A 12,472-nucleotide genomic window follows, 5' to 3' on the forward strand; every position below is an offset into this window, starting at 1 on the left:
TTATACTCCCCTAAACCCCCGAAACACGGCTGCTTCGTCTACGGATTTTCTTTTTGAGATGACGGCGTTGGCGGGGAAGCTGTCGTCTGGCCAGCCCATGGCGATGCAGGTCTGGATCACCTGATCGTCCGGGATACCCGCATGTTCGCGCACGACGGGGCTTTGCATGATGCCCTGCGAATTGATCACGCAACCGAGCCCGCGCGACCAGGCCGCGTTCACAATGCAATTGACGACGCCGCCACAGTCAAACGGCGGAATATCCCCGCCGGCCAGCGCCTTGTCATAGGTGACGACGATGGAGACCGGCGCGTCAAACTGGCGGAAGCCGCGCAGCACCCAGTCGGTACGTTTCTCCTTGTCGTGACGTTCTATGCCCATCGCCTCGAACAGCTGAACGGCAATCTCTATCTGGCGCTGGCGGTGCACGCCCTCATAGGCCGGGCCCATGCGGAATTCGCGGCTGTCTGGCACGCCGGCAACATTGCGCTCAACATTCCCCTTGCGGATCTTGTCCAGCACCTCACCCGTCACGACGTAGAAATTCCAGGGCTGGGAATTCAGAGAGGTGGGCGCGCGCATGGCCAGTTCCAGAATCTCGCGGATCAGCTCTTTCGGGACAGGCTTGTCCAGATAGCCGCGAATGCTGCGCCGTGTCTTGATGACCTCGTCAAATTCCATGGGGCGATCCCTTCCCTTTTTGTATCATTGTCTTGTCTGGCGCCACGATAGCCCCCTGCCCCCGCGTCAGAAAAGCGGTTTTGGCGGCGCCCAAAACCCGGCCCGTAAATCGACGCTAGGAGGGCCAGGCGGGGCGCGCTAGACTGGCGGGCGTATCAAGGGACGATCCAAGGGAGGGGTTCACGATGACAGCCATGGCAGCCGCAACGCTTTATGTGGGGCTTTTCGCCCTGCTGATGCTGGTCTTGAAGGCCAATGTCGGCCGCGTGCGCGTGAAGGAAAAGGTGATGTTCGGCGATGGCGGCAATGAGGCCCTGCAGCGCGCCATCCGCGTGCAGGGAAATGCCGTGGAGGATGTGCCGGTCGTGCTGATCGGCCTGGTGGCGCTGGGCGCGATGGCCGCGCCGGTCTGGGTTGTGCACGCGCTGGGCGCGGCGTTCCTGGTGGGGCGGATCCTGCATGCGGTGGGGCTGGGCGGCTCTGCCGGGTCCAGCATGGGGCGGATGGTCGGCACGCTGCTGAGCGCCATAGCGCTGCTGCTGACGGCGGGCGTCTGCGTCGGCATGGCGGTGGCACAGGTGATCTAGGGCGCGCGAAGCGGCCCTAGAGCGCAGTGACGAGGCCGGAGAGCTGGCTGGCATCCCCGGCAAGGCTTTTGACCATGACACGCGCCTGGTCCTGCGGGCCGGGAAAGCTGAGCTGGTGCTTCGGGGTGACGGTGAAGCCGATCTCGGTGAAATAGCTGGGCGCGCCGATCAGGATGGCGGCAGGCCAGCCGGCGGCCTTGCCGGCCTCCAGGGCGGCGGCGGTGACGGCCTGGCCCAGGCGGCTGCCCCGATGGCTGGGCGCGACGGCCACCGGGCCGTAGAACAGCGCGCGGTCTGCGGCCTTGCCCACTTTCAGCGGCCAGACACGGCAGACGGCAATCACCTGCCCGTCCAGCACGGCAACGCGGTTGATCTCTGGCAGGGAGTGCGAATATTCGCGCAGGCGCTCTGCCGTCTTGGCAAAGTGGCCAGGACCAAAGGTGCGGTCGAACAGGTCTTCGATCGCTGCGGCGTGGAGTTCGGGTGTTTCAGGGACAATCTGGGGCATGGCGAGCGCGTTTAGGGCGCATTTGCCTGCTGTTCAAGCAACAGTTTCCTGAAGGCTGCTATGCGTCAATACTTGATGGAGCAACCATAGGGCTGGGTGTTTGCCGGCTCGACCGGCTCACCCGCCGCGAGGCTGTCCATCGCCGCGCGGACATAATTGGTGGCGGTCTCAAGGTCTGCCACCCGGGCGGAGGGCTTGTCGTCAATCGCGCCCTGATAGGCAATCGCGCCTTCGGGCGTGATGAGGAACATGTGCGGCGTCGTCTTGGCGCCATAGGTGCGGCCAATCTCTCCGCTGGCATCGAGGATGACATGGGCAGGTGTGGCGCCGCGGGCCATGTTCATGTCCAGCACTTCCGCACCCGTGCGGTGCCCCTGCTTGCCGGGCGCCGACGAAATCACAGACAGCCAGACCACATCGCTTTCGGCCGCATCGGTTTGCAGCTTCTGCATGCTGGCGGGCGGAACAGCATAGTGTTTCTGCACGAAGGGACAGCCATCATTGGTCCATTCCAGAATCACGGTCTTGCCGGCAAAATCTGCCAGCGAGACGGTCTCCCCTGTTGCGGTAATGCCGGTAAAGTCTGGCGCCAGCTCTCCCGGTTCGGTTGCTGATGAGGCCTGCACTGTGGATGCGATCAGGGCCCCAGCCGTGAGTGCGACGGCCGCGGCCATGCCAGCGGCGATGGAGAAATTGCGTCGGCTCATGAACATTCCGGGTCTTCCTGTCACAAGGGCTCGGCCAATGGGGGGCATCCTGCCTTAATTCTGGCTGACGAGTCCAATGACAAGACTTTTGGAGAGGATCTCCGGCAGGATTTGCGGCTCCGTGCTGCCCGCCGGATACCAGAGATACATCGGCACGCCGGCGCGCTGGCGGCGCTTCAGCTCATCCGCGATGACGGGGTCCTTGCGGGTGAAGTCCGCGACCAGGAAGGCCACATCATTCTCATGAAAGGCCTTCTGCACGGCCGCCGTCTTCAGCGTCGTCATCTTGTTGAGCTGGCAGGTGGCACACCATGTGGCGGTGAAGTCCACAAAGACGGGGCGGCCCTGTGCGGTCAGTTCAGCGACGCGGTCCGGGCTCCAGGCTTCGGCTTCATATTTCTCCGCATAGAGACTTGATCCGCCTGCAGCCTCCCCTGCCGTACCGGCGGCATGCACCGCCGGATAGACGAGCCCGGCGACCAGCGCGACCGCCGCAAGGCCCTTTAGTAACGGACGTGTGCTGCGCTTGCCAAGCCAGATGCCGAAGGCGATCAGGGTTGCGCCCGCCACAGCCCAGGCCACAGCACCGGGGCCAGAGACGGCTCCCAGCGTCCACAAGAGCAGCGCCGCTGTCAGGAACATCGGGAAAGCAAAGAACTGCTTCAGCGTTTCCATCCAGCGGCCCGGCCTGGGCAGAAGGCGTGAAAGACCCGGCACGAAGCTGAGGATCAGATACGGCAATGCCAGACCAAAGCCCATGGCGAGGAACACCGCCATCACGGCCATGGCGGGCTTGTCCAGCACGGCGCCAAGTGCTGCACCCAAGAATGGCCCGACACAGGGCGCGCCAACGACCGCTGCCAGCACGCCGGTAAAGAAAGCGCCCATCGCGCCGCTGCGCGCGGCCAGGCCACTGCCGGCATTCTGGATGGAACTGCCAAGCTCAAACATGCCGAGCAACCATAGCCCGATCACGAACATCACCAGGGCCAATATGGCGACCGTCGGCCCATTCTGCAGCTGGAACCCCAGCGTGGCCGTACCGGTGGCCTGGCGGATCAGGATGATGGCAAGCGCCAGCGCGGCGAAGGAGAGCAACACACCGCCAGTATACCAGAGGCCATGGCTACGCACTTCGCCCTCATGGCCGGACGAGACCGCATGCACCATGCCCATCGCCTTGATGGACAGGACAGGCAGCACGCAGGGCATCAGGTTCAGGATCAGGCCGCCCAGCAATGCGGCGAAGACCAGCCCGACAACGCCCGCCCCACTGCCCCCGGAAGCGCGTGAGCGCTTGGCCGGTGTGCCGGACGTATTGGCAAAGGCTTCGCCCTGCTCGGCTGAAAACTCATAGCCGGTCCGCGCGCCATTTTCGGTTTCCACGACAATGACGCCGTCCAGCGTGCCGTCCAGAACCTCTGCATCCGGCACCAGTTCCAGCGTCGCGCCTTCGCTGCCAAAGCTGAGCGGCTGGTCGGCCGGGTGGCTGATTTCGTGATTGAAGGGATAGAAGCGAATGTCGGAAGACGGATCAAAGCCAATGGACGGCTTCAGGCTGAGCTTCCATGGCGTGACAGAGGTATCAATTCGCACCTGCCCGTCATAATCCAGAGGAGCCCGGGCAACCCATTCGCTGATCAATGTGCCGTTTTCTGTATCAGGCTCGCTGACACCCACTGGCAGGGACAGAGTGACCCTTACTGTTTCCGGGACACAGATTTCCTCGCAGATCAGATAGTCTGCCAGCAGATTGATACGTACCGTGCGCTCGGCATCTGCCGGGATGGTGACGGGGAATGGCAGGACAAGGCGCTCATCATAGCCATAATCCATGATCTCCCCTTCCACGACCGGCAGCAAATGCGGGATCGGCCAGACGAACTCTCCCAGAGCGCCCTTGGGGATCGTGCTGCCTTCCAGCAGATCAATCCGCGGCGGCAGGCCGGCATCACCGGCATTGCGCCAATATACATGCCAGCCTTCATCCATATCCATTTTAAGGGCAATGTAGAAGGTATCCCCCGGCACAACGGCATGGCGCTCTGAGATCAGTTCCACCCTGGCATGGCCGCCATCGACCGGCTGGGCGGCGGCGGGATAAACAGACAGCAAGGCCAGCGTCAGGCTGGTCAGGAGGGCACGGAGCATGGAACGTCCTTCGCGTGGAAACGGCGTTTCTTCAGATTTGACGACCATATGCCCGTTCTGGCCAGCATATTGAAGGGCCTCGCTTATTCGTGATCGCCGCAGGGGGGGCGTGCAGAGTCCATATGAAAAAAGGGCGGCTCTACTGGGCCGCCCTCATCTCTATGTGTCTATTTCAGGCCGGATCAGGCGTCTACCGGAGCAGCCGCTGGCTGGACGCGCAGGGCCCGCTGGATCACGGTCTGCCAGTTCAACAGGCCCAGAAGGTGCGCATAAATCGCGCCAATCGCACCATTGTTGCGCAGTTCCAGGTATTTTTCCTGCGGCAGGGCGTTCAGCTTTTCTTCGGAAATGGCCCAATAGTCCGCAATCTTTTGCGGCTGGCCGGAAGGATTGCCGTCTGCATCGCGCGGCTGGAAGGATATCGTCTTCTGCTCGAAGAGATCCGCATTGCGGATCATCTTGACGAACTCAACGGTCGCCTGACGCTGACGTTCGAATTCCTTGCAGAACTCAATGGCGTCATTGGTGAATTTGCTCGGCTGACCATTCTCGAAAAACGAGATTTCCGGCTGGTTGGTAACCATCGGGGCTTCGCGGTCAACGCAGAGCACCAGGCGGTCGGATTGCTCATCAGATGCGAACACGAACGGATAGCGGCGAACAAAGGCCGGAACGTAATATTCGTCTGCAACCATACCCTCATCGGTGACGAAGAGGTTCTGACCCTGACGCACACCCATGACGGCGACCGGCGTGCGATCATCCCCGACGAAGATGATGGGATAGGAACCTGCGGCCATTCCGAATTCCGTAACGGTTATCGGCACAGCATGCGCGTCGCGAAGGAACGCAAAAGGCTGGTCAATTTTCTTGATGCCAAGCCCGGCATGTGCTTCCGCATTCAGCGGTTGCGGCTTTTTGTAAAACATGACTTGGCCAGCAAGCGGAGATTGCCCGCCGGTCTGCGGAGTTGCAGGTGTTGTGTTCACGGTAAAGACTCCCGAAATTGTTGGCAAACCGATACCGGAATTAGCCAGAGGCCACAACAGCCGATACGGTCAGAACTGCAGTCAGGAAAAGGCGATACTTCAGACATGTTTGCATCCTTGATCGGTAAGTCCGGCAAAGCCTTTCGTCCGCTGGTTGCCGGCCTATGCGCCCTGCCCATGCTGGTCATGTGCGCGCCGCCGGTCGATGATGCGGGCACGCCGCGACGTATTGCCCGGCAGGTAGACCAGCTGCTGACCTCCATGGCGCAGACCGAACTGGCGGCTGACCCTGAACTCGCTACGCGCCTCGGCCTGTCAAAGGACACGGCAGGCTATGAGTTCAATGCCTATCTGACGGATCGGTCTCAGGCGGCTTATGAGCGGATGCGCGTGACGCGGCTTGAGACGCTGGAGGCGCTGCTGGCCGCGCCGCGTCCGGCGGCAGGCGGCAATCAGGCACGGCATCTGGATACGGTGATCCACGCCTATGAGACCGCCGAGACTCTGTTCGTTGCCGGTCATGGGCAGACAGGGCTTGGTCAGGCCTATCCCTATGTTGCTGACCATATGCGCGGGGCCTATATCGACATTCCGGACCTGATGACCCGGTCCCATCCGGTCAATACAGCGCAGGAAGCGCGCGATTATGTTGCCCGGCTCAGCCAGATTGCCCCGACACTGCAGGATGAACGCCGCCGCATGGAGGCCGATGCGCGGTCCGGCATCATGCCGCCGGTCTTCATTCTGGAGCGCATGCAGGGCCTGATCGAGGAAATCGCCACCGGCCCGGCCCAGGAGCATGTTCTTGTCACGACGCTGGAAAACCTGATGGGCGGGCCGGAGGACCTCAGCGAGGCAGAAAGCGAGACGCTGCTGGAAACGGCAACCGCGTTGGTGCGCGATGACGTTCTGCCCGCATATTCAGATTTCTGGATCGCCCTGGAAAAGATGAAAGAGGTTGCCCCGCAGGAGCCCGGCGTCTGGCAGCTGCCGGATGGGGAAAGCTATTATGACGCCGCGCTGCAGGCCTACACCTATGAGGGCATGACGGCGGAAGCCCTGCACGCGCAGGGCGTGGCTGAGGTGGAGCGCCTCAGCCACGAGCTGATGCAGGCGCTGGAAGCGCAGGGTTATGCCGAGGGCACGCTGGGCGAGCGCCTGGCCCTGCTGACGGCAGAGGAAGGCCAGCTTTATGAGGACACGCCTGAAGGACGCGAAGCCCTGCTGGCCCGGCTGCGCCAGCATCTGGCAGAGGCGCAGGCGGATGTCAGCGAGGTGATGCCCTATATGCCGCGCACGATCGTATCTGTACGCGCGGTGCCGGACTTTCTGCAAAGCTCTGCCCCGTCCGCCTTCTACAATGCTGCGCCGGCCAATGGCTCAGCCCCCGCCCAGTTTGAGATCAATCTGGCGGACATGACCGCCTGGCCGGACTTTACGCTGGCCACGCTGGTCTATCACGAGACGATTCCCGGCCATCATCTGGAGAGCGCCCTGACGGCGGAGCGCGCAAACCTGCCGCTGATCCGCCAGATGATCTGGAATGTGGCCTATGGCGAAGGCTGGGGCGTCTATGGCGAAGTGCTGGCCGATGATCTGGGCCTGTATGACGCAGACCCGCTGGGCCGGATCGGCTATCTGCAATCCATGCTGTTCCGGGCCGCACGGCTGGTGGCGGATACCGGTGTGCATCAGATGCGCTGGAATCGTCAGCACGCAATTGACTATCTGGTGGAGACAACCGGCTTGCCGCGCGAAGCGATGGCGCAGGAAGTGGATCGCTATACGGTCTGGCCGGGACAGGCCGCAGCCTATTGGGTCGGCGCACAGCGCATTCTGGATCTGCGCGAACGGGCCCAGCGTGTTCTGGGGCCGGATTTTGACCTGAAAGCCTTCCACAAAGTGGTGCTGAATGGTGGCCCCCGCCCCCTCTCCATTCTGGAGGATGATGTGGAGCGCTGGTACATCGCAGAGCTGAATGCCAGCAAATAGACCCTCTTTGGCCGTCAAACCAACGTGCCCCCGCCCTAAAACGGCCATGACTGGATTACCATCCTGTCATACAGTGGACGCACATTGGAGGGACACACATGCACATCAAAGGGATTATTCTGGGAAGCGCTGCCGCCGCCACATTATTGGCAGCCTGTCAGAGCGAAACAGCGCCGGGGGACGAGGCAGCCACGGAAACGATTATCGTCACAGCCAATCGCGCCGAGGATTTTTCTCCGACGCCTCCCCCACCTGCTCCGCCGCCACCTGCGATGGCGGGCATCATGACCCGATCGAAAGCAATGGCTGGGGACATGTCCGGCATGCCGATGCCAGAGCCGGAGTTTAGGGATCAGTATGAGGATGTGGAGGCCAATCCGGTCAAACTGGTCAGTGAAGAGCCGGTCTCGACCTTTTCCATTGATGTAGACACAGCCTCCTACGCCAATGTCCGCCGTTTCCTGGAGAGCGGCGTGCTACCGCCCAAGGATGCGGTGCGCATCGAAGAGCTGATCAATTATTTTGATTACACCTATCTCCAGCCCGGCGCGGAGGAGGCCCCCTTCTCCACCCAGGTGAACATCATGCCCTCTCCATTCGCAGAAGGACGCGAACTGATGCAGATTGGCATTCAGGGCCGCGACATTGACCGGGACGCAAGACCGCCCGTGAATTTGACCCTTCTGATGGATGTCTCCGGGTCCATGTTCTCAGAGGACAAGCTGCCGCTGGCCAAGCAGGCGCTCAAACTGATGCTGGACGAGATGGAGCCGACCGACACGATTGCCATCGTCGTTTATGCCGGGGCCGCCGGTGAAGTGCTGGAGCCGACGCCCGTCAGCGACAAGCGCAAAATTGTTGCCGCATTGGAAGGCCTGCAGGCCGGAGGATCGACCGCAGGCGGCGAAGGCCTGCGGCTTGCCTACTCCCTGGCGGAAATGGGCATGAAGGAAGATGCGGTGAACCGCGTCATGCTGCTGACCGATGGCGATTTCAATGTCGGCATTTCAGACCCCGAGCAATTGGAGGATTTCGTTTCACGCAAGCGGGAAACGGGCATTTACCTCTCCGTGATCGGATTTGGCCGCGGCAATTACAATGATGCGATGATGCAGAAAATCTCGCAGGCCGGGAACGGCACGGCGGCCTATGTCGATACGCTGAGCGAGGCCCGCAAAGTGCTGGCCGATGATCTGTCCGGCAACATGTTTCCGATTGCGGATGATGTGAAGATCCAGGTGGAGTTCAATCCGGCCCGCGTCGCAGAATACCGCCTGATCGGTTATGAGACCCGCATGCTGGACCGCGAAGACTTCAACAATGACAAGGTGGATGCTGGCGATATCGGCGCCGGGACAAGCGTGACGGCAATCTATGATATCACGCCGGTCGGCTCATCCGCCACACAGATTGATCCTCTGCGCTATGGCGACAAGGGCAAACCGGCGGAGGATCCGTCCGGGGAGTATGCCTTTGTAAAACTGCGCTACAAAGCACCGGGCGCGACAGAGTCCGTTCTGCTGGAGCGACCCGTCACAACAGCAGACCGCGTGGACAGTGTGGATGCCGCCCCGCAATGGGCGCGCTTTGCCACAGCGGTGGCGGGCTTTGGCGAAATGCTGAAAGGGGGTGAGACCCTCAGCACCAGTTTCGGGTGGGAGGCGATCCGAAATCTGGCATCCGGCGCCAAGGGCCCCGATAAGTTTGGCTATCGGGCAGAATTCATTGAGCTGACCCGGCTGGCAGAGACGGCCGAGGCACAGGCCGCCTTGAACACGCCGAGCCGGGAAGACTAGCCTCAGGCGGCGATCGGCGCCGCGTCAGCCCGGTTGTGACCTGAAAAGCAGACCGGGCTGAAGCCCTCTTCAATGTCGGCGGCCATCGCCTTGCGGGCCGCCGCATCAAATTCCAGCGCCACAAAGACCGCATTGGCACCATAGCGCTCAGCATCCGCCAGCGCCCAGATCGGCTGAACGTCATTCGGCCGCCCAGACAGCTCAACAACGCGAATGATGCGCCATCCATATGTGTCTGGGGCAGCGAAGATCGCCACACCGGCTGTACGCGCCCACGGCGCTTCTGTTGCAACACGCTGGAACTGCCAGGCTTTACCGGACTGTCCCCGAAATCTGACTTCGATACCCATGTTCATGCTCCGTTCTAGTAGGTTTGTTCCTATAATGTTCCAGAACGTTCCGCAAGAAGTTTTTAGTTAACAGTGGGTTAACGCATTCGGTGAAATTTATTCGACCACACGGAAGCGGCTACGATCGAAGACCCGCAACACCTGCGACAGATCACGACCCCGGCGCAGCACCTGTCCAGCCTGTCCGTATACGACGTACTGGCCTTGCATGTTTGCGAGATGGGGCTGTTTTTCTATGCGCCAGGTAGGGTTTTCGGCATGGCGGCGGAAGATGGCAAAGATGGCATGGTCCTTATGCATACCAATCGCGTAATCCCTTGCCTGGCCTGACATGACGAGTCGGCCATAGACGTCGAGAATCGGTTGCATCTCTGTTTTGTGGAAAGCGATTCGCGGTTCCGGGGGCGTTATCTTGTGCGGTGTTTCAGCCATTTCTCCCTTTCTCGACTCTCCCGTCACGAGAAAACATGACGTTTAAGCTCGCCTAACGATGATTTAATGCGAATTCAGGGCAATTGGGGCAGATTTGCCATGTTTCCGCCTTGCGTGCGCCCCGCCCGGCAATCATCTTTGAATGGTCGGGCGGAGGTGTTTACCAGGCACCCCGGACCCATCAGCCCCCCCAGCCCCCTGGGGCGCTTGATCAGCTTCTGCCCGACATCTTATCCCTTCCATCCTACACCTACTTGTTTCCGGACCTATTGGGACGCGAGACGGGCAAGGCGTCAAGAAGGGGTTTGGCAACACGGCCCAGATTTCGGCCAATGCCGGAGGCTTGGGCCAGTCGTCTGTCGATGAATGTTCCAAGCTCTTCATCAGAAGGATGGTCCAGCCACTTCATGACTATGGATGGCAGGGCGGCGGCCAGAAGGCCGCGCTTGGAATATTGATTATAGTCTGTCGCTGTGTCGCCTGCGGCGTTCCACACCATGTCGGCGACCTTCCAGGTCCGCTGCAGGGCGGGCGCGGCGCTCCAGGGCAGCATACCCTTGATGGCAGCGCGCCGGACAGCCTCTCTGTGGGGCTCCAGCGCCTCCAGCCACGCCAGAATGCCTGCGCGCACCTTGCCAGGCACGTTAAGCTGGCTGATATCCTGCGTGGCGAGCGTGTCACGCGCCGTGTCGGCAGCCTGGTCAAAGAAGGCATCGATCAGGTCTGTCACGCCATTTGGCGCCGCCAGAGCCTGCTCTCCAGGCGACAAACCAGCCGAATCGGCCGCTTTGGTGGCGGCCGCCTCGGTCCAGCCGTCAAAAGGCACTTCCGGAAGCAAGGAATCCAACCAGCGGAACCGAAGGGTTTGGGACGGCGTTGTAGACATAACTGAACCTCATGGCTTAAGGGGCTTGGCCAAAGCCCTACACCCGTGATATAGGCGCCGCTTCCCGGTCTGTCAGGCCGACACATAACCGCATCGGGGCGACGCCCCAAACGAATGGAGAAGAACAATCGTACAGATCGTCGTCCGCGATAACAATGTTGAGCAAGCCCTGCGCGCCCTGAAGAAAAAGATGCAGCGCGAAGGTTTGTTCCGGGAAATGAAGGCCCGTCAGTACTTCGAAAAACCTTCCGAGAAGAAAGCCCGCCAGCGCGCAGAAGCTGTTCGCCGCGCTCGCAAGCTTGCTCGTAAGCGCGCTCAGCGCGAAGGCCTGGTATAGGCCCCTTCCCGGTTATCCGGTTTCTTTAAAAGCCCTGCCAGCCCGCGCTGGCGGGGCTTTTTGCTTTTGACCCTCCCCCTCCGTCAACATTGCAGCCCGCCTGATCCACGTGTTGAATGCAAAAAACAAACGTGTGAGGAGATGCCGCGTCATGCCAATCAATATTGAAGCCCTGGGATCAAAGGGCACCCCGCGCAGCTGGGCGTGGAATTCGAAGGATGCGCTGCTGTATGCGCTGGGCGTTGGCGCGGGAATGGCCGATCCGGTCGGCTCCGAGCTGGAATTCACCACAGAGAACACGATGGGCGTGGACCAGAAAGTGCTGCCGACCTTTGGCGTACTGGCTGGTTTCAATGCGACAGGCGGCAAAAGCGCAATGTCGAACGCCGGCACCTATGATCCGCGCATGCTGGTACATGGCGAACAGGGCATCCGCCTGTACCGCCAAATTCCGGTAGAGGGCGAGATCACGCTGGTGGACGAGATCACCGGCATCTACGACAAGGGCAAAGGTGCAGTCATTTCCACAAAGGCGGTCGCCACGCTGAAGGCCGACGACCAGCCCCTGTTTGAGCTGACATCATCAGTCTTCATTGTCGGCGAAGGCGGCTTTGGCGGGGACCGAGGCCCGGCAGACGTATCCAACAAGGCGCCCGAGCGCGAACCGGATATCAGCGTCACCTATCAGACCCGCGAGGATCAGGCCCTACTCTACCGGCTGAGCGGGGATCGCAATCCGCTGCACTCCGACAAGAAATTCTCGGATGTGGGTGGCTTTCCGAGACCCATCCTGCACGGCCTTTGCACCTATGGCTTTACCGGCCGGGCGCTGCTGGCCTCGCTTTGCGACAATGATCCGGCGCGGTTCAAGGCGATGGAGGGCCGCTTTTCATCCCCCGTGCTGCCGGGGGAGACGCTGACCATCCGGATATGGACCGGCGAAGGCGCAGACGGCACCGCCATATTCCAGACTGTCGGCGGCGATGGCCGGGTGGTGCTGAACAATGGCGGCTTTGAGTTTGGGTGAGCCTGTATACTGACGCGACAAGGCGGCCC

General features: G+C 61.2%; 13 protein-coding genes. 5 read left to right on the forward strand and 8 right to left on the reverse strand.

Features of this window, described 5'->3' with window-relative positions; all coding sequences use genetic code 11:
• Window positions 1–681, reverse strand: coding sequence for a nitroreductase (locus tag HY2_RS00635; protein WP_034823637.1), 681 nt, complete (start codon window positions 679–681; stop codon window positions 1–3).
• Window positions 682–866: 185 nt separating this feature from the next.
• On the opposite strand from HY2_RS00635, the gene HY2_RS00640 reads away from it, so the two are divergent.
• Entirely contained in the window at window positions 867–1,268 is a 402-nt protein-coding gene (locus tag HY2_RS00640) for an MAPEG family protein (RefSeq protein ID WP_034823639.1), read from the forward strand.
• 16 nt (window positions 1,269–1,284) lie between these two features.
• On the opposite strand, the gene HY2_RS00645 is transcribed toward HY2_RS00640, so the two are convergent.
• From HY2_RS00645 to HY2_RS17240, 4 genes are all read right to left on the reverse strand, one after another.
• Window positions 1,285–1,776 (reverse strand): GNAT family N-acetyltransferase, encoded by a 492-nt coding sequence (locus tag HY2_RS00645; protein WP_034823641.1) that lies wholly within the window; start codon window positions 1,774–1,776, stop codon window positions 1,285–1,287.
• A gap of 65 nt (window positions 1,777–1,841) precedes the next feature.
• A complete protein-coding gene (locus tag HY2_RS00650) occupies window positions 1,842–2,483 on the reverse strand; it encodes a redoxin family protein (RefSeq protein ID WP_233346121.1) in 642 nt (213 codons plus the stop codon).
• A gap of 54 nt (window positions 2,484–2,537) precedes the next feature.
• A complete protein-coding gene (locus tag HY2_RS00655) occupies window positions 2,538–4,634 on the reverse strand; it encodes a protein-disulfide reductase DsbD family protein (RefSeq protein ID WP_034823819.1) in 2,097 nt (698 codons plus the stop codon).
• 182 nt (window positions 4,635–4,816) lie between these two features.
• Window positions 4,817–5,623, reverse strand: coding sequence for a SapC family protein (locus HY2_RS17240; RefSeq protein ID WP_034823644.1), 807 nt, complete (start codon window positions 5,621–5,623; stop codon window positions 4,817–4,819).
• A 105-nt stretch (window positions 5,624–5,728) separates the two neighbouring features.
• On the opposite strand from HY2_RS17240, the gene HY2_RS00665 reads away from it, so the two are divergent.
• Window positions 5,729–7,615, forward strand: coding sequence for a DUF885 domain-containing protein (locus tag HY2_RS00665; protein WP_034823645.1), 1,887 nt, complete (start codon window positions 5,729–5,731; stop codon window positions 7,613–7,615).
• Between the two features lie 98 nt (window positions 7,616–7,713).
• Entirely contained in the window at window positions 7,714–9,411 is a 1,698-nt protein-coding gene (locus tag HY2_RS00670) for a vWA domain-containing protein (protein WP_034823646.1), read from the forward strand.
• Window positions 9,412–9,413: 2 nt separating this feature from the next.
• Here HY2_RS00670 and HY2_RS00675 read toward each other — a convergent pair whose 3' ends face one another.
• From HY2_RS00675 to HY2_RS00685, 3 genes are all read right to left on the reverse strand, one after another.
• Entirely contained in the window at window positions 9,414–9,761 is a 348-nt protein-coding gene (locus HY2_RS00675) for a hypothetical protein (RefSeq protein ID WP_112061404.1), read from the reverse strand.
• A gap of 96 nt (window positions 9,762–9,857) precedes the next feature.
• On the reverse strand, window positions 9,858–10,193 hold the full coding sequence (locus HY2_RS00680; RefSeq protein WP_034823648.1) for a DUF2794 domain-containing protein: 336 nt from the start codon (window positions 10,191–10,193) through the stop codon (window positions 9,858–9,860).
• A gap of 250 nt (window positions 10,194–10,443) precedes the next feature.
• Entirely contained in the window at window positions 10,444–11,079 is a 636-nt protein-coding gene (locus HY2_RS00685; protein ID WP_051594571.1) for a COQ9 family protein, read from the reverse strand.
• 127 nt (window positions 11,080–11,206) lie between these two features.
• Between HY2_RS00685 and rpsU the strand changes: the two genes are divergently transcribed.
• Window positions 11,207–11,416, forward strand: coding sequence for a 30S ribosomal protein S21 (rpsU, locus tag HY2_RS16970; RefSeq protein ID WP_027836925.1), 210 nt, complete (start codon window positions 11,207–11,209; stop codon window positions 11,414–11,416).
• A gap of 151 nt (window positions 11,417–11,567) precedes the next feature.
• Window positions 11,568–12,443 (forward strand): MaoC/PaaZ C-terminal domain-containing protein, encoded by an 876-nt coding sequence (locus tag HY2_RS00695; protein ID WP_034823649.1) that lies wholly within the window; start codon window positions 11,568–11,570, stop codon window positions 12,441–12,443.
• The last annotated feature ends 29 nt before the right edge of the window (window positions 12,444–12,472 follow it).

Origin of the sequence: Hyphomonas pacifica (assembly GCF_000682675.1) — a bacterium.
GTDB lineage: Bacteria > Pseudomonadota > Alphaproteobacteria > Caulobacterales > Hyphomonadaceae > Hyphomonas > Hyphomonas pacifica.